At 70.5% G+C, this 17,150-nt stretch carries 16 protein-coding genes and 1 tRNA gene; 7 read left to right on the top strand and 10 right to left on the bottom strand.

The genetic code is table 11. From position 1 onward, the window contains the following. Window positions 1–2: 2 nt before the first annotated feature. The 3 genes from lysA to ACYVIH_RS00855 are packed head-to-tail and all read right to left on the bottom strand — an operon-like array spanning window position 3 to window position 3,523. Window positions 3–1,403, bottom strand: a complete 1,401-nt coding sequence (gene lysA / locus ACYVIH_RS00865; RefSeq protein ID WP_460864875.1) for a diaminopimelate decarboxylase — start codon at window positions 1,401–1,403, stop codon at window positions 3–5. A 7-nt stretch (window positions 1,404–1,410) separates the two neighbouring features. Next, window positions 1,411–3,078: an arginine--tRNA ligase gene (argS, locus tag ACYVIH_RS00860; RefSeq protein ID WP_460864873.1), complete on the bottom strand. Its 1,668-nt coding sequence runs from the start codon at window positions 3,076–3,078 to the stop codon at window positions 1,411–1,413. A 43-nt stretch (window positions 3,079–3,121) separates the two neighbouring features. Beyond that, window positions 3,122–3,523: a response regulator gene (locus ACYVIH_RS00855; RefSeq protein WP_460864872.1), complete on the bottom strand. Its 402-nt coding sequence runs from the start codon at window positions 3,521–3,523 to the stop codon at window positions 3,122–3,124. A gap of 58 nt (window positions 3,524–3,581) precedes the next feature. Between ACYVIH_RS00855 and ACYVIH_RS00850 the strand changes: the two genes are divergently transcribed. Both ACYVIH_RS00850 and ACYVIH_RS00845 read left to right on the top strand, forming a co-directional pair. Then, window positions 3,582–3,653, top strand: a tRNA-Arg gene (locus ACYVIH_RS00850). Between the two features lie 217 nt (window positions 3,654–3,870). Next, the gene (locus ACYVIH_RS00845) at window positions 3,871–5,235 is read left to right on the top strand and encodes a choice-of-anchor P family protein (protein ID WP_460864871.1); all 1,365 of its coding nucleotides are present in this window, start codon (window positions 3,871–3,873) and stop codon (window positions 5,233–5,235) included. A 72-nt stretch (window positions 5,236–5,307) separates the two neighbouring features. On the opposite strand, the gene ACYVIH_RS00840 is transcribed toward ACYVIH_RS00845, so the two are convergent. Both ACYVIH_RS00840 and ACYVIH_RS00835 read right to left on the bottom strand, forming a co-directional pair. Beyond that, window positions 5,308–6,237: an LCP family protein gene (locus ACYVIH_RS00840; RefSeq protein WP_460864869.1), complete on the bottom strand. Its 930-nt coding sequence runs from the start codon at window positions 6,235–6,237 to the stop codon at window positions 5,308–5,310. After that, the gene (locus ACYVIH_RS00835; protein WP_460864867.1) at window positions 6,234–6,839 is read right to left on the bottom strand and encodes a hypothetical protein; all 606 of its coding nucleotides are present in this window, start codon (window positions 6,837–6,839) and stop codon (window positions 6,234–6,236) included. Before ACYVIH_RS00835 ends, ACYVIH_RS00840 begins: the two co-directional genes overlap by 4 nt. 280 nt (window positions 6,840–7,119) lie before the next feature. Between ACYVIH_RS00835 and ACYVIH_RS00830 the strand changes: the two genes are divergently transcribed. Both ACYVIH_RS00830 and ACYVIH_RS00825 read left to right on the top strand, forming a co-directional pair. After that, the gene (locus ACYVIH_RS00830) at window positions 7,120–10,821 is read left to right on the top strand and encodes a multifunctional oxoglutarate decarboxylase/oxoglutarate dehydrogenase thiamine pyrophosphate-binding subunit/dihydrolipoyllysine-residue succinyltransferase subunit (protein ID WP_460865127.1); all 3,702 of its coding nucleotides are present in this window, start codon (window positions 7,120–7,122) and stop codon (window positions 10,819–10,821) included. Window positions 10,822–10,833: 12 nt separating this feature from the next. Continuing rightward, window positions 10,834–11,013, top strand: coding sequence for a DUF6104 family protein (locus ACYVIH_RS00825; RefSeq protein ID WP_460864865.1), 180 nt, complete (start codon window positions 10,834–10,836; stop codon window positions 11,011–11,013). A 37-nt stretch (window positions 11,014–11,050) separates the two neighbouring features. Here ACYVIH_RS00825 and ACYVIH_RS00820 read toward each other — a convergent pair whose 3' ends face one another. The 5 genes from ACYVIH_RS00820 to ACYVIH_RS00800 form a co-directional block, all read right to left on the bottom strand. Then, window positions 11,051–11,704 (bottom strand): hypothetical protein, encoded by a 654-nt coding sequence (locus tag ACYVIH_RS00820; protein ID WP_460864864.1) that lies wholly within the window; start codon window positions 11,702–11,704, stop codon window positions 11,051–11,053. A gap of 226 nt (window positions 11,705–11,930) precedes the next feature. Beyond that, complete coding sequence (locus ACYVIH_RS00815; RefSeq protein ID WP_460864863.1) at window positions 11,931–12,617, bottom strand: SDR family oxidoreductase; 687 nt, start codon at window positions 12,615–12,617, stop codon at window positions 11,931–11,933. A gap of 10 nt (window positions 12,618–12,627) precedes the next feature. Beyond that, a complete protein-coding gene (locus tag ACYVIH_RS00810) occupies window positions 12,628–13,596 on the bottom strand; it encodes a zinc-binding dehydrogenase (RefSeq protein WP_460864861.1) in 969 nt (322 codons plus the stop codon). Window positions 13,597–13,606: 10 nt separating this feature from the next. Continuing rightward, a complete protein-coding gene (locus tag ACYVIH_RS00805; protein ID WP_460864859.1) occupies window positions 13,607–14,803 on the bottom strand; it encodes an NAD(P)-dependent malic enzyme in 1,197 nt (398 codons plus the stop codon). Window positions 14,804–14,913: 110 nt separating this feature from the next. Next, window positions 14,914–15,282, bottom strand: coding sequence for a S24/S26 family peptidase (locus tag ACYVIH_RS00800; protein WP_460864858.1), 369 nt, complete (start codon window positions 15,280–15,282; stop codon window positions 14,914–14,916). A 103-nt stretch (window positions 15,283–15,385) separates the two neighbouring features. Here ACYVIH_RS00800 and sodN point away from each other — a divergent pair, with 103 nt between their 5' ends. The 3 genes from sodN to ACYVIH_RS00785 all read left to right on the top strand — a co-directional run bounded on the left by sodN (window position 15,386) and on the right by ACYVIH_RS00785 (window position 17,150). Further along, window positions 15,386–15,787 (top strand): superoxide dismutase, Ni, encoded by a 402-nt coding sequence (gene sodN, locus ACYVIH_RS00795; RefSeq protein ID WP_460864856.1) that lies wholly within the window; start codon window positions 15,386–15,388, stop codon window positions 15,785–15,787. Window positions 15,788–15,945: 158 nt separating this feature from the next. After that, the gene (locus ACYVIH_RS00790) at window positions 15,946–16,329 is read left to right on the top strand and encodes an ATP-binding protein (RefSeq protein ID WP_460864853.1); all 384 of its coding nucleotides are present in this window, start codon (window positions 15,946–15,948) and stop codon (window positions 16,327–16,329) included. Window positions 16,330–16,331: 2 nt separating this feature from the next. Next, entirely contained in the window at window positions 16,332–17,150 is an 819-nt protein-coding gene (locus ACYVIH_RS00785; RefSeq protein WP_460864852.1) for an RNA polymerase sigma factor SigF, read from the top strand.

The following is a 17,150-nucleotide window of genomic DNA, read 5'->3' as shown; positions in this document are numbered from 1 at the left end:
CCTCACGCGCCGACGTCCGTGCGCAGCAGGTCGTCCTCGGTCTCCCGGCGTACGACGACCGTGGCCACGCCGTCCTTCACCGCGATCACCGGCGGCCGGAGCGCGTGGTTGTAGTTGCTGGCCATCGAGCGGCAGTACGCGCCCGTGCCGGGCACCGCCATCAGGTCCCCCGGGGTGAGGTCGCCGGGGACGAACTCGTCCTTCACCACGATGTCGCCGGCCTCGCAGTGCTTGCCGACGATCCGGCCGAGCACCGGTGGCGCGTCGCTGCGGCGGGAGGCGATCGTGCAGGAGTAGTCGGCGTCGTAGAGGGCGGTGCGGATGTTGTCGCTCATCCCGCCGTCGACGGAGACGTAGGTGCGCACGGCGCCGGCGTCGAGCTCGACCGGCTTCACGGTGCCGACCTCGTAGACGGTGCACATCGCCGGTCCGACGATGGCGCGACCGGGCTCGATCGAGAGCTCGGGCACCGCGATGCCGAAGCCGCGGCACTCGTGCTCGACGATCTTGGTGATCTCGGTGGCCAGCTGCGCCGGGTCCGACGGGTCGTCCTGCGTGGTGTAGGCGATGCCGAACCCGCCACCGAGGTCCATCTCCGGCATCTCGACGCCGAGCTCCTCGGAGACCCGGGCGTGCAGCGTGAGCACGCGGCGTGCGGCGACCTCGAACCCCGAGGTGTCGAAGATCTGCGAGCCGATGTGGGAGTGCAGACCGCGCAGGTCCAGCCCCGGGGCGCGCAGGATCCGCTGCACCGCCTCGAACGCGTCACCGGCGGTGATCGAGAAGCCGAACTTCTGGTCCTCGTGAGCGGTGGCGATGTACTCGTGGGTGTGCGCCTCGACGCCGGCGGTCACGCGCACCATCACCGCGGCCGTCGTACCCAGCTGCGCGGTGACCTCGGCGAGCCGCTCGATCTCCCAGAAGGAGTCGACGATGATCCGCCCCACCCCCTCGCGGACCGCGCGCTCCAGCTCGGCGCGGGTCTTGTTGTTGCCGTGGTAGCCGATCCGGGCGGGGTCGAACCCGGCACGCAGCGCCACGCTCAGCTCGCCGTTGGACGAGACGTCGAGGCTCAGCCCCTCCTCGGCGACCCAGCGGGCGACCGTGGTGGAGAGGAACGCCTTGCCGGCGTAGTAGACGTCGTAGCCGGCGAACGCCTCCTTGAACGCACGCGCCCGGGCCCGGAAGTCGGCCTCGTCGAGGACGTAGGCCGGCGAGCCGTGCTCGGCGACGAGCTCGCGCAGGTCCACGCCGCCGATCTCGAGCGCGCCGTCGGCGTTCTTGCGGGCGGTCTGCGACCACAGCAGCGGCACCAGGTCGTTGACGTCCTCGGGCTGGCGGAGCCACGACGGTCCCCGGTGGCTGACCTCGGCGTGGGCCCAGCCTGCTTCGTGTGCACGCATCAGCGCGTCACATCCGGTCCGGCGCGGTGACGCCGAGCAGCTGGAGTCCGTTGGCGAACACCGTCCTGGTCGCCGCGATCAGCAGCAACCGCGCCCGGTGCAGGTCGGTGGGCTCCTCGTCGCCCTGCGGCAGCACGCGGCACGCGTCGTAGAACTTGTGGAACGCCGACGCGGTGTCCTCCAGGTAGCGGGCCACCCGGTGCGGCTCGCGCAGCTGGGCGGCGGCGGCCACCACCCGCGGGAACTCCGCCAGAGCGCGCAGCAGCTCGCCCTCCTTCTCGTGCGAGAGCAGCGACGGATCGAAGTCCTCGCCCTCCGCCGGTGCCAGCCCGAGGTCCGCGGCGTTGCGCAGGATCGAGGCCAGCCGGGCGTGGGCGTACTGCACGTAGAACACCGGGTTGTCCGCGGTCTGCTTCGCCCACAGCTCCAGGTCGAGGTCGATCGTGGTGTCGGTGGTGTAGCGGGCCAGCGCGTAGCGGGCGGCGTCCACGCCGATCGCGTCGACGAGGTCCTCCTGGGTGATCACCGTGCCGGCGCGCTTGGACATCCGCAGCGGCTCACCGTCGCGAAGCAGGTTGACCATCTGGCCGATCAGGATCTCGAGGTTCTTGCCGGGCTCGTCGCCGAACGCCGCGCACATCGCCATCATCCGCCCGACGTAGCCGTGGTGGTCGGCGCCGAGCATGATCAGGCAGCGGTCGAAGCCGCGCTCGCGCTTGTTGAGGTAGTAGGCGAGGTCGCCGGAGAGGTAGGCGCCTTTGCCGTCGGACTTGATGATCACCCGGTCCTTGTCGTCACCGAACCTCTCGGTGGCCAGCCACAGGGCGCCCTCGCGCTCGTAGGTGTTGCCGAGCTCGGTGAGCCGCTCGATGGCGTGCTTGACCGCCCCCGACTCGTGCAGGTGGTTCTCGTGGAAGTAGACGTCGAAGTCGACGCGGAACTCGTGCAGGCTCTTCTTGATCTCGTCGAACATCAGGTTCACCCCGACGGCGCGGAAGACCTCCTGCGCCTCCTCGTCGGGCAGCTCGAGGACGTTCGGCTCGACGGCCAGCACCTGCTCGGCGATGTCGCCGATGTACTCCCCGCCGTACCCGTCCTCCGGAGTCGGCTCACCCTTGGCGCGGGCCAGCAGCGACCGGGCGAACCGGTCGATCTGGGCGCCGTGGTCGTTGAAGTAGTACTCCCGCGTGACGTCGGCGCCGGTCATCGTGAAGATCCGGCCCAGCGCGTCGCCGACCGCCGCCCAGCGGACGCCGCCGATGTGGATCGGGCCGGTGGGGTTGGCGGAGACGAACTCCAGGTTGATCCTCTCGCCGGCGAACAGGTCCGAGGAGCCGTACGACGCGCCGGCAGCGACGATCTGGGCGGCGAGCGCCCCCTGCGCGCCGGCGTCCACCCGGATGTTCAGGAAGCCCGGGCCGGCGATCTCGACCGAGGCGATCCCCTCGGAGGCAGCCAGCCGCTCGGCGAGCAGACCGGCCAGGTCACGCGGCGGCATGCCAGCCTTCTTCGCCAGCTGGAGCGCCACGTTCGTCGCGTAGTCACCGTGCTCGCGCACCTTCGGTCGCTCCACGACGACCGACGACGGCGGGCCGTCGGGCAACGTCAGGGCGCCCTCGTCGGTGAGCGAGGTGAGGACGGCGACGATCGTGTCGGAGAGCTGTTCGGGAGTCACCGGTCAAGGGTATCGGCGAGACCCACACACGCCGGAGCCGATATCACTGCGCGGATCTGGCACGGCCCTCGCGGGCGAGGCGGGTGACGATCTCGACGAGCGCGGCCGGTTCGAACGGCTTGGTGAGGTAGGCCTCGACCCCCACCGCCTCGCCTCGCTCGACGTCGGCGGCCTGGGCCCGCCCCGTCACCATCACCACTGGGATCGACTGGGTGCGCTCGTCCTCGCGGAGGCGTACGACGGTCTCGAACCCGTTCATCTGCGGCATCATCACGTCGAGGGTGATCACGTCGGGGTGCACCTTTGCCGCGAGCGCGAGCGCGCTCTCCCCGTCGCCGGCGGTCGTGACGTCGAAGCCCTCGAGCTCGAGGTTGACCGCGATCAGCTCGCGGATGACCGCGGAGTCGTCGACGACGAGGGCGCGCAGCGTCGGCTCCGTGAACACCCCGGCCCCCAATCACGATCTCGTCCGCGTCTCATGTACGCTCTTGCCGCACCCATGAGCCCCCGTAGCTCAGGGGATAGAGCACCGCCCTCCGGAGGCGGGTGCGTAGGTTCGAATCCTACCGGGGGCGCCCATCTCGACGGCCACCTTTCGGCGTGGCGACTTCTCCGCCCAGGTGACCGTTTGGTAACAACCCGTCACGTTTTGGCGTGACCTTCGTTGTACCTGGGTAAGTGTCCCGCGCGTTACTGTCCGCGGGCGAGGCCCGTGGGGGGCATTTTCTCGGGGAGGCTCCCACCGGGGACGCAGAGCCACCACTACCCATTGACGAGTGAACGGGGAGTCACTTGAGATCACGTTCCACCCTGCTCAGGAGAGCCACAGCATCGATCACGGCGGCCGGGGTCGCCCTGGCCGGCTCACTCCTGCTGACCAGTACTCCTGCCCAGGCCGCACCCAAGCGGTTCGAGACGCCGTTCTCCTACCAGGGCTCGGCCTTCGGCACCCGGGTCACGCTCGGTGACCCCAACATGGGCGGACTGGCGTCCGGCCCCACGGCCTGGTCGATCCTGGGCTGCACGAAGATGGCCCCGATCCGCAACGGCGCCCAGAGCAACGTCGGCAAGGTCAACGCCAACGAGTTCGTCAAGATCGGCGCGGTCCAGAGCTTCACCTCAAGCTACCGCAAGCCCAAGATGCGGATCTTCGGCTCGCGCAGCGTCAACAAGGTCGCCGACATCACGCTCGGACCGGCCGACGGCCCGCAGCTGAAGATCGGCGCGGTGACGACCACCGCCCACGCGTTCAACAACAAGGGCAAGTTCGGCTCGACCGCCGGCTTCGACCTCGCCAGCGTCGGCCTGGAGAACATCGTCCCGGACGGCAGCGGCACCCCTGGGCCGCTGCAGGACCTCCTGGACGCGGTCGACCAGGCTGACGACCAGCTGGTCGAGGCGATCATCGGCGCGGCGGGCACCAAGGGCATCGACATCCCCGGCCTCGGCTCGATCTACCTCGCCGGCAAGTCCCGGACCCCGAAGGGCCCCAACGGCGCGGTCTCCAACGCCTACGGCATCCGGGTCGAGCTCGACAACGGCTCGACGGTGACGATCGGGCGGGCCTGGGCGAAGATCGAGGTCGGCAACCCGGCCGGCATCTTCTCCGGCCACGCCTACGGCATCGGCGCCAAGGTGCTCGACGGTGTCCTCCAGCTCGGCCGCACGCCGTTCCAGAACCTGCCCTGCAAGGGCACCGACGGCGAGTGGCGCGAGCACAGCGTGCTCCAGCTGCCGCAGAACGAGAACCTCGACGTCAAGGCGCTCACCGCGGGCACCTACGGCAAGGGCTTCCGGGACGGCCGCGCCGTCGCCCGGGCACGCTCCAGCGTCGCGGACCTGAGCCTCGGCGGTGGCGCCCTGGAGATCAGCGGCATCGTCGGCCAGGTGAACATCTTCCAGAACCGCAAGGGCCAGGTCGTCCGCCGCAACATCAACGGCACCGAGGTCGGCAGCATCACCGCCAACGGCGAGCCGCAGAGCCTCCCCGCTCCGGGCGAGACGCTGGAGATCCCGGGGGTCGCGAAGATCCAGGCCGGCTACACCCGCAAGCTCGGCAAGCGCGGCCTGCTGGTGCACGCCGTGCGCATCGAGCTGCTCGACGGGACCGGGATGGTGCTCAACATCGGCACCGCGAAGGCACGCATCGGTCGCTGACCACCCGCTGCGCCGAACACCGACGGCGCCCGGTCCCGCACGGGGCCGGGCGCCGTTGTCGCGTCCGCCGGCTCAGCAGGCCCCTTCGAGGGTCGCGTCGCCGCGGGTACGTCGCACGATGCTGTGCAGCTGGCCGACGTTGACGAACACCACGCTCGCCGCCCCGGCCATGCCGGACCCGCCGCCGACCACGCAGGTGCGGAACTCGTTCGGGTTCACCCGCGCCGCGGTGTGTGCGAGCTGGTAGAGCTCCGCCGGCCCGACGTTGGGCGTGTGGAGGTTGTTCAGCGCGGCGAGCACGCCGCGTTCCATGAAGCCGGGCCGGTCGGCGTTGCGGCGCACCTGGTTCAAGATGCCGACCAGCGTGCGCTGCTGGTTGGCCGAGCGGTCGAAGTCGCCTCGAGGGAACGGCTTGCGCGCCCGGGCGAACCACAGCGCCTGCTCGGCGTTGAGGCGGTTCTTGCCGACCCAGTAGCCGCGGGGGCGCACCGGGTCGGAGAAGGCGTACTGCGAGGAGACGGTGACGCCGCCGATCCGGGTGATCATCTGCCGGAAGCCCACGAAGTCGGCGACGAACACGTAGTCGGGCGTGATGCCGGAGAGCCCCCCGACCGTGCGTGCCATCAGCTCGGGACCGCCGAACACCATCGCGGCGTTGATCTTGTTGCGGCCGTAGCCGGGGATGGCGACGTAGGAGTCGCGCGGGATCCCGATCGCGACCGCCGCCCGGGTGCGCGTGTTGATCCCCACGAGCTGGATCGCGTCGGCCCGGCTGCGCAGCACGGACTGGCCCGGTCGGGCGTCGGACCCGAGCAGCAGCGTCCAGATCACCTTGCTGTGCGCGTCGACGTTGTGCGCCGACTCGATCTTGACCAGGGCCGCGGGTGCGTTGCGCACCGTGGCAGGCGGTACGACGAGCGTCGTCATCGCGAGCACGGCGAGGAGCGGCACCAGGCGACGCAGCCGGCGCGCCGTGCGCTTCAGGGGCGAGGACGTCGTCATGGGCGGCCTCCGTTGCCGATCGGGGTGGCGGACCGGGAGACGTCGTACCCGAAGACGTGCCACGCACCGGTCCGCCTACGGTTCAGCAGCAGCCGGCCCGAGACCGTCACGCGCTCACGGGCGCCGTCGACACGCTCCTGGACGAACACCAGCCGGATCCGCGCGGTCAGCCCGGCGACCAGCCGGTGGTTGGCGAGCAGCACGTCGAGCCGGGCGACCTCGGCCAGCGGCGTGACCGACTCGGTCGTCGCGCCGACGCCCGCGTTGGACAGGATCTCCCGGTCGCTCACCGCGCGTCCGGCGGCGCCCCGGGAGAAGCCGACGAGCGCGTCGGAGAAGTCCCGGCGCGGGTACTCCCCGCCGAGGTAGGCCGCCTCGAGGTAGCGGTCGACGACCCGTCCGATCTGGCTCTCGAGCTGGCGGGCCCGGCGGGGCGGCAGCTTGCCGCCGAGCACCTTCGCGACGGCGACGTCGAGCTCGACCGGCTGCGGCTCGATGGTCGGGGTCGGCTCGACCGACCGGCTCGGCGGCCTGGTCGGCAGGGTCTCGTCGGGCCCCTCGGAGTCCCCCGTGCACGCGGCGGTGAGCACCAGCACCAGCACCGCCAGAAGGCTCCCGAGCCAGGACCGTGAAGGCCCTGGTCGCAGCTGTCTCACGGCTGTGCTCACTCCCTCGGTGATCGGTTGCTCGTGACGGTCGGCACACGCGCGCGTCATCTACCGGTCCCGGCTGCGTCGACTTGTCACGAAGGTTTAGCCTTGTAGCCGTTCACCCACCCTAAGAGACGCACCGGAAGAGGCGATTCAGGCCGTGGCCGAGTCTTCCCAGAACGCCCCCGTCGACCCATCAGCGTTCGGAGCCAACGAGTGGCTCGTCGACGAGATGTTCGAGAAGTACCAGCAGGACCCCAACAGCGTGGACAAGGCCTGGTGGGAGTTCTTCAAGAACTACACCCCCGGTGAGCACGTCACAGACAAGCAGGTGACCCCCAACGGCGGCAAGCCCGCACCCGCGAAGGCGGAGCCCAAGGCCCCCGCCAAGGCCGCGGAGAAGAGCGCTGAGAAGGCCCCGGAGAAGGCGGCTGAGAAGCCCAGCGCTCCCCCGGCGCCGCAGCCGCAGGTCAAGTCCGCCGCGGCCGCACGCCCGCGCGCCGACGAGACGCCGGCCAAGGCCACCCCGAAGGCGACCGCGCCGGTGCCCAAGGAGCCCGAGCCGGCCCCGAAGGCCGAGGCCAAGGACGAGCCGCAGCTCACCGTCCTGCGTGGCGCACCGGCCCGCACCGCCCAGAACATGGACGCCTCGCTCGCCGTACCGACCGCCACCAGCGTCCGCTCGGTGCCGGTGAAGCTGCTGTGGGACAACCGCACGGTGATCAACAACCATCTCGCCCGCGCCCGCGGCGGCAAGGTGTCCTTCACGCACCTGATCGGCTACGCGCTGGTCAAGGCGCTGAAGTCGATGCCGGAGATGAACAACGGCTTCGACGTCATCGACGGCAAGCCGAACCTGATCACCCCGGCCCACATCAACCTCGGTCTCGCGATCGACATGCAGAAGTCCGACGGCACCCGCCAGCTGCTCGTGCCGTCGATCAAGGCCGCCGAGACGATGGACTTCGCGGCGTTCTGGACCGCCTACGAGGACCTGATCCGCAAGGCCCGCAACAACAAGCTCGCGGTCACCGACTTCCAGGGCACCACGATCAGCCTGACCAACCCGGGCACGATCGGCACGAACCACTCCATCCCCCGTCTGATGAAGGGGCAGGGCGCGATCATCGGCGTCGGCGCGATGGAGTACCCGCCGGAGTACCAGGGCGCCTCCGAGGAGACCCTGGTCCGCAACGCCGTCAGCAAGGTGATGACGCTGACGTCGACCTACGACCACCGGGTGATCCAGGGTGCGCAGTCGGGTGAGTTCCTGCGCCGGATCCACAACCTGCTGCTCGGCGAGGACGGCTTCTACGACGAGATCTTCCGGGCGCTGCGGATCCCCTACGAGCCGATCCGCTGGGCCAAGGACATCTCGGCCACCCACGACGACGAGATCAGCAAGCAGGCGCGTGTTCTCGAGCTGATCCACGCCTACCGGGTGCGCGGCCACATCATGGCCGACACCGACCCGCTGGAGTACCAGCAGCGCAGCCACCCCGACCTCGAGGTCGAGTCGCACGGGCTGACCCTGTGGGACCTCGACCGGGAGTTCGCCACCGGCTCGTTCGGCGGCACCGGCCGGCGGTTCATGAAGCTGCGCGACATCCTCGGCATCCTGCGCGACTCCTACTGCCGCACCGTCGGCATCGAGTACATGCACATCCAGGACCCCGAGCAGCGCCGGTGGATCCAGGAGCGCGTGGAGCAGCCGCACGTGAAGCCGCCCCGCGAGGAGCAGCTGCGGATCCTGCTCAAGCTCAACCAGGCCGAGGCGTTCGAGACCTTCCTGCAGACCAAGTTCGTCGGCCAGAAGCGGTTCAGCCTCGAGGGTGCGGAGACCACGATCCCGCTCGTCGACGAGATCTGCGAGGCCGCCGCCGAGGAGGAGCTCGACGAGGTCACGATCGGCATGGCCCACCGCGGCCGGCTCAACGTGCTCGCCAACGTCGTCGGCAAGAGCTACAGCCAGATCTTCCGCGAGTTCGAGGGCAACATCGACCCGCGCACCGTGCAGGGCTCCGGCGACGTGAAGTACCACCTCGGCGCCGAGGGCGAGTTCACCTCCGGCAGCGGCGAGAAGATCAAGGTCTCGGTCGCGGCGAACCCGTCCCACCTCGAGGCCGTGAACCCGGTGGTGGAGGGCATCGCCCGCGCCAAGCAGGACGTGCTCAACCGGGGTGCGGAGTTCCCGGTCCTGCCGCTGCTGATCCACGGTGACGCGGCGTTCGCCGGCCAGGGCGTGGTCGCCGAGACGCTGAACCTGTCGCAGCTGCGCGGCTACCGCACCGGCGGCACGATCCACGTGGTCGTGAACAACCAGGTCGGCTTCACCACCTCACCGGCCTCGTCCCGCTCGTCGCTGTACTGCACCGACGTCGCCCGGATGGTCCAGGCGCCGATCTTCCACGTCAACGGCGACGACCCCGAGGCGTGCATCCGCGTCGCGCGGCTGGCCTTCGAGTACCGCCAGGCGTTCAAGAAGGACGTCGTGATCGACCTGGTGTGCTACCGCCGCCGCGGTCACAACGAGGGCGACGACCCGTCGTACACCCAGCCCCTGATGTACGACCTGATCGAGCAGAAGCGCTCGGTGCGCAAGCTCTACACCGAGTCGCTGATCGGTCGCGGGGACATCACGCTGGAGGAGGCCGAGCAGGTGCTGCGCGACTACCAGCAGCAGCTCGAGCGGGTCTTCACCGAGGTGCGCGAGGCCACCAGCGCCCCGTCGAGCTGGACCACCGTCCCGGACTACCCCGAGAAGGTCGGCTCGGAGGAGGCCACGACGGCGATCAGCCCGGAGGTCCTCAAGCGGATCGCCGACGCCCACGTCAACACGCCCGACGGCTTCGTGGTGCACCCCAAGGTGCTCCCCCAGCTGCAGCGTCGCGCCGCCGCGATCACCGAGGGCCCGATCGACTGGGCCACCGGCGAGATCCTCGCGTTCGGCTCGCTGCTCATGGACGGCCGGCCAGTGCGGCTGGCCGGCCAGGACTCCCGCCGCGGCACGTTCGCGCAGCGGTTCGCCACGATCATCGACCGGCGCAACGCCGACGAGTGGACGCCGCTGTCGAACCTCGCCGAGGACCAGGCGCAGTTCTACGTCTACGACTCGCTGCTGTCGGAGTACGCCGCGCTCGGCTTCGAGTACGGCTACTCGGTGGCACGCCCCGAGGCGCTGGTCCTCTGGGAGGCGCAGTTCGGCGACTTCGTCAACGGCGCGCAGACCGTCATCGACGAGTTCATCTCCTCGGCGGAGACCAAGTGGCGCCAGCAGTCCGGCGTCGTCCTGCTCCTGCCCCACGGCTACGAGGGCCAGGGCCCGGACCACTCCTCCGCGCGGATCGAGCGGTTCCTGACGATGGCTGCCGACGAGGCGTTCACCGTCGCCCAGCCGTCGAGCGCGGCGAGCCACTTCCACCTGCTGCGTCGTCACTCGCTCGGCGAGGAGCACCGGCCGCTGATCATCTTCACGCCGAAGTCGATGTTGAGGCGCAAGGAGGCGATGTCGGCGCCCGCCGACTTCACCGACGGGACGTTCCGCCCGGTGATCGGCGACGACACGGTCGACCCGCACAAGGTGGAGCGCGTGCTGCTGTGCAGCGGCCGGATCACCTGGGACCTCGTGGCCGAGCGCGCCAAGCAGCAGGACGAGCGCACCGCGATCGTCCGCGTCGAGCAGCTCTACCCGCGGCCCGTGGCCGAGATCAAGGCCGAGCTGGCCCGGTTCGAGAACCTCCAGGAGGTCCGCTGGGTGCAGGACGAGCCCGCCAACATGGGCCCGTGGCCGCACATGGCGCTGCACCTGTCGCCGGAGCTCGAGGGTGTGCCGTTCTACCGGGTGTCGCGTCCGGAGTCGTCCTCGCCGTCGGTGGGCCAGCACTCCCGCCACGTCGACGAGCAGAAGGCCCTGCTCCAGCAGGCGTTCTCCTGACGGGCGGCGCGGATGTACTTCACCGATCGCGGGATCGAGGAGCTCGAGAAGCGCCGGGGTGACGAGGAGGTCACCCTGGCCTGGCTCGCCGATCGGCTCCAGGAGTTCACCGACCTCAACCCGGAGTTCGAGACCGCGGTGGAGCGGTTGGCCACGTGGCTGGCCCGCCTCGACGACCCCGACGACGACTGAGCGTCGTCACCGTGCCCTGCCTACGGCCCGGCCTCCCTCAGCGGGAGTGCCGGGCCGTCGCGTACGCCGGCTCGCGCAGTCGCCGCACCCAGTCGTAGCTGTCCAGGCCGGGGACCGGGTTGCGCACCGGGTCGAACGAGATGAGCGCGTCCCCTGCGGCCGCAGGAGCTGCGAGCACCAGCTCGCCGAACCTGTGCCAGTCCCCGCCCGGCCGGGCCCACGCCAGCTCGACGTGCTCACCGGCAGGAGTCGCGGCGAGCAGCAGCGGCCCGGTCGGCGAGCGGTAGGGCATCAGCGTCGTCATCGGCCGGCGCTCGGGACTGCGCGCGGCGGTCAGGGTGAACCTGGTGAGCCGGCCCAGTCCGGTGGAGGCGAGCAGCACGTCGGCGTGACCGCCCTCAGCCCGCGGCACCCGGATGGCGAGCCCGTGGATGTCGGGGAGCGCGTCAGGGAGCCCGATCGCCCGTGATCGACGTACCAGGACCTCGTCGGTGCCGGGCTCGTCGATCCAGGCGGCGCCGGTCGGCACATCCGAGCCGCTGCGCCGCAGCTGCGCGCCGCGCACCTCGCCGTGCGGGTGAAGCGGCTTCGCGGCCGGGCGCGCCGCCGCGACGAACCGGGTGGCGCCGGCGAGCAGGCCGCCTCCTGCTGAGGCGGCCACCGATCGGGCACGGGAGAGCAGCGAGTTCATGATCCTTCCCTACCCGTTTCCCGTCACCACGATCATCGTCGTCCCCGGTTTGCCGTCCCCGGCGACGGGTACCGGCCTGGCTCCGCTTCAGAAAGGTGTGCCGTGAGCCCCGTGCAGATCCGACCCCTCGGCGGCGGCGCAGGCTGCCTGGTGATGATCCTGGTATCCGTCGTCGCCTCGGTCGTCCTCACCGTCCTGCTGAACGTGCTGCTTCGCTGAGACCGCCTCAGGGCCCGGGCTTGACGGTGACGTCGGTGATCTCGGCGTCGCGCGGCAGGTCGAGCGCGGCGAGGATCGCGGTCGCCACCGACTCCGGGGCGATCCAGTCCCCGGCTTGGTACTCCCGGCCCTCCTGCCGGTGCACCTTCTCCTGCATCCCGGTGGCGGTGCGACCCGGGAACACGGTGGTCACGCGCACCCCGGAGCCGCGCTCCTCCGCCCGCAGCGAGTCCGCGAGCGCCCGCAGGCCATGCTTGCTGGCGGCGTAGGCCGACCACTGCGCGTGAGCGGTCAGACCGGCGCTCGAGTTGACCAGCACCACCTGGCCCCGGGCCGCGCGCAGGGCGGGCAGGCACAGCCGGGTCAGCTCCGCCGGAGCGAGCAGGTTGACGTCGACGGTCTGTCGCCACACCTCGGGCCGGAGCTCACCGACGGCACCTAGCTCGACGACCCCGGCGACCTGGACCAGCGAGTCGAGCCGGTCGGGCAGCTGCTCCCCCACCGCCTCGGCCAGTCCGGCCGGGTCGGCCAGGTCGGCCACGAGCGTCCGGCAACCCGGGTAGGTGTCGGCCAGCTCGGTGGCTCGTGCGTCGTTGCGGGCGAGCAGCACGAGCTCGTCCCCGCGGTCGGCGAGCGCGCGGGCGAGTGCAGCACCGATCCCGGCGCCGGCACCGGTCAGCAGGTGGGTGGCCATCGCTCTGGACCTATCGGGTGAAGACGATCTTCCCGAACACGTCACCCTCGGCCATCGCGGCGAAGCCGTCGCGCGCCTCGGCCATCGGCAGCACCCGGTCGATCACCGGTCGCACGCCGCTGACGTCGAGGAGGTTGACCAGCGAGGCCAGCTCGCTGCGCGTGCCCATCGTGGAGCCGATCACCTTGAGCTGCAGGAAGAAGATCCGGGTCAGCTCGGCGTTGTCGAGGTTCGGCCCGCTCGTCGTACCGGAGATCACCAGGGAGCCCCCCGGGCGAAGCGACTTGATCGAGTGCGACCAGGTCGCCCGGCCGACGGTCTCCATCACCGCATCGACCTTCTCGGGCAGCCGCGCGTTGCTCTCGAAGACCGCGTCGGCGCCCAGCTCGAGGGCGCGGGCCCGCTTGCTCTCGTCACGGCTGGTCGCGTAGACCCGCAGGCCCCCGGCGTGGGCCAGGGCGATCAGTGCGGTCGCCACTCCACCGCCGGCGCCCTGGACGAGCACGGTGTCGCCGGGCTTGAGGTCGCCCTGGGTGAAGAGCATCCGGTAGGCCGTCAGCCACGCCGTGGGCAGGCAGGCGGCCTCCTCGAAGGACAGCGACGCCGGCTTCGGCACGACGTTGGCGCGCGGCACCGCCACCTTGTCGGCGAAGGTGCCCTGGAATCGCTCGCTGAGCAGGGACCGCTTGGGGTCGAGCGTCTCGTCGCCGGTCCAGTGCGGGTCGCTGATCACCGCGTGGACCACGACCTCGTTGCCGTCCTCGTCGTAGCCCGCGGCGTCGCAGCCGAGGATCATCGGCAGCGACTCCTCGCGCAGCCCCACGCCGCGCAGCGACCACAGGTCGTGGTGGTTGAGCGAGGCAGCCTTGACCGTCACGGTGGTCCAGCCGTCGGGGACCTCGGGGTCGGGCCGGTCGCCCAGCACGAGTCCGGACAGCGGGTCGTCGGTGGAGAAGCCTTCGGCGTAGACAGCGAACATGGTCCCGACCCTACCGGCGCGCGACGTTGTCGCGGCGGGCCGCCTCGGCGACCGCGGCGGCCACGGCAGGTCCGACCCGCGGGTCGAACGGCGAGGGCACGATGTAGGACTCGCTGAGGTCGTCGCCGACCAGCTCGGCGAGCGCCTCGGCGGCGGCGAGCTTCATCCCCTCGGTGATCGCGGTGGCGTGCACGTCGAAGGCACCCCGGAAGATCCCGGGGAAGGCGAGCACGTTGTTGATCTGGTTGGGGTAGTCCGACCGCCCGGTCGCCACCACGCGCGCGTGCCGGGTCGCGACGTCGTGGTTCACCTCGGGGATCGGGTTGGCCAGGCCGAAGATGATCGCGTCGTCGGCCATCTTCTCGACGACCTCCTCGGGCACGTTGCCGCCGCTGACCCCGATGAACACGTCCGCCCCGTCGAGCACGTCGGCCAGGCTGCCGCTGCGGCCGGTGAGGTCGGCGGTGACCCGGGCCAGGTCGAGCTTGACCTCGCTGAGGTCGGCGCGGGAGGAGTTCAGCACCCCCTTGCGGTCGGTGACCGCGACGTCCTTCGCGCCGGCGGCGAGCAGGATCTTGGTGCAGGCGACACCGGCGGCACCGGCGCCGGAGATCACCACGCGGACGTCCTCGATGCTGCGGTCGGTCAGCTTCAGGGCGTTCTCGAGCGCGGCGAGCACCACCACGGCGGTGCCGTGCTGGTCGTCGTGGAAGACCGGGATGTCGAGACGGTTCTTCAGCCGCTGCTCGATCTCGAAGCAGCGCGGCGCCGAGATGTCCTCGAGGTTGATGCCGCCGAAGCTCGGGGCGATCCGCACCACGGCCTCGACGATGTCGTCGGGGTCGGTGGCGTCGAGGCAGATCGGTACGGCGTCCACGCCGGCGAACTTCTTGAACAGGACCGCCTTGCCCTCCATCACCGGCATCGCCGCCTTCGGGCCGATGTCGCCCAGGCCGAGCACGGCGCTGCCGTCGGTGACCACCGCGACCGTGTTGCCGATCCAGGTGTAGTCCTCCGCCAGCGCGGCGTGCTCCGCGATCGCCTCGCAGACGCGCGCGACACCGGGGGTGTAGGCCAGCGACAGGTCGTCGGGGCCCTCGAGCGGCACCGTGCAGGCGACCTCCATCTTCCCGCCTACGTGCAGGTCGAAGACCGGGTCTCCGGCACGCGGGTGCTCGACGGGGGACGGTGCTGCAGGATCAACCATTGACGTGACCTTCGTGTCTTGAGGAATCGAAAGGTAGCTCTACGACAGCGCACGGTGGGGCGGCGGAACTACGTCGGTCCAAGCGGGGGTCTCCCAGCGCCGACAGTCTGTCACAGGGACCCACGAGGTCTGCGGCCGTGTGGCCGACGTGACACGACGCGCCACGGCCACAGCCGCACCAGCACCCGGGCGAGCACGTCCGTGTCGGGAACCGCGCCGACCAGCCACGAGTCGACGCCCTCCGTCGGGTTGTCGCGCTCCACCCACCAGCCGCCCGGCTCGCGCCGGGTGGCCCGCTTCACCGCGACCACCCCGTCGGGCAGGCGTACGACGGTCAGCCCACCCGGACGGGGAGGGGCGCCGTGGAGCACCAGGAGCCGGTCACCGTCGTACAGGGTCGGTTGCATCGACCGTCCCCGGACCACCGCGATGCCGAGCCGAAGGCCGGTCTGCCCGGGGCCCGACCTGGGGTTGCGCATCAGTCACCGCCCTGCTGTTGTCGGAGCAAGCACGCGGAGTAGTGTCGCAGTGGCTTCACGAGACCGACTGCACCAGATCTGTCGACAGAAAGGACACCAGCGAATGCTTTCGCGACTGTTCGCACCCACCCTCGAGGTCCACGCGCACTGCGACCTGCCTTGTGGGGTGTACGACCCCGCCCAGGCACGGATCGAGGCGGAGTCGATCAAGATGATCATCCAGAAGGTCGCCGACAACGACGACCCGGACTTCCGCACCCGCGCGATCATCATCAAGGAGGAGCGGGCCCAGCTGGTCAAGCACCACCTGTGGGTGCTGTGGACCGACTACTTCAAGCCTCCGCACTTCGAGAAGTACCCGCAGCTGCACCAGCTGTTCAACGAGGCGACCAAGCTCGCCGGCGCCTCCGGCGCCAAGGGCGCGATGGACGCCCAGGTCGCCGAGGACCTGCTGGCCAAGATCGACGAGATCGCGGAGATCTTCTGGGAGACCAAGAAGGCCTGAACGGCCGGGCCCGGTCACAGGACCAGGCCACTTCGCTAGGACACGGACGGGGTCGGGCACATCGTGCCCGGCCCCGTCTAGGCTCAGGGAGGGCACCGCAGGTGCCAGCCGAGCCCACCCCCGAACCACCCGCCCAGCCGGCAGCGATAGAGGTACTCGTGGCAGACATCCGACCCGACGTTGAGCTGAGGATCCCCGCCGACGGGGCGTTCCTCTCCGTGCTGCGCACGGCCACCGCAGGGCTCGCCGCTCGACTGGACTTCACCCTCGACGACATCGAGGACCTCCGGATCGCCGTGGACGAGGCGTGCGCCGTGGTGCTCCCGCAGGCGCGTCCGGAGTCGGACCTGAGGTGCGCGTTCTACCTGCACCCGGAGACGCTCGACGTCGAGGTCTCTGCCGACTGCGACACCCCGCGGCCGCCGCACAAGGACGGCTTCGCGTGGACCGTGCTGAGCGCGCTGACCTCCTCGCTGGAGGCGGCGGTCGACGGCGACACGCTCACCGTGAAGCTGTCCCGCACGAGCGGCGAGACGGGCTGAACATGGTCGACGAGGCCGGCCACACCGACATCACGGCGATCCGGGCCAGGAGCGCGGAGCTGTTCGTGGTCCTGCGCGGCACCTCCTCGACCGAGGCCGAGCAGTCCCAGGCGCGCGACGACCTGGTCCGCCTGCACCTGCCGCTCGTGGAGCACCTGACCCGCCGGTTCCTGAACCGCGGCGAGCCCTACGACGACCTGGTCCAGGTGGGCACGATCGGGCTGATCAAGGCGATCGACCGGTTCGACTCCGACCGCGGCGTCGAGTTCTCCACCTACGCGACCCCGACGATCGTCGGTGAGATCAAGCGGCACTTCCGCGACAAGAGCTGGGCGATCCGGGTGCCCCGCCGGCTGCAGGAGCTGCGTGCGTCGATCTCCAGCGCCACCGCCGAGCTCACCCAGGACCTCGGCCGCTCCCCGACCGTGGGCGAGATCGCCCTGCGCATCGGGGTGACCGACGAGGAGGTGATCGAGGGCCTGGAGTCCGCGAACGCCTACACCACCCTCTCGCTCGACGCCGGGGAGAGCTCGGAGGACAGTGCGCTGAGCATGCTCGACACCATCGGCGAGGACGACGAGGCGCTCGAGCACGTGGAGAACCGCGAGTCGCTGAAGCCGCTGCTCGAGGCGCTCGACCCGCGGGAGAAGCACATCCTCACTCTGCGGTTCTTCCGCGGGATGACCCAGTCGCAGATCGCCGCCGAGATCGGCGTGTCACAGATGCACGTGTCGCGGCTGCTGAACAAGACCCTCGCGCAGCTGCGCGAGCGGCTCACCGAGGACCCCACCCTCGACGGTGGCGCCTCCGTGCTTCGCTGA

The organism is Nocardioides pakistanensis (assembly GCF_054781215.1).
Note: the sequence above shows the minus strand (reverse complement) of the source record. Positions and strands in the feature narration are given on the sequence as shown.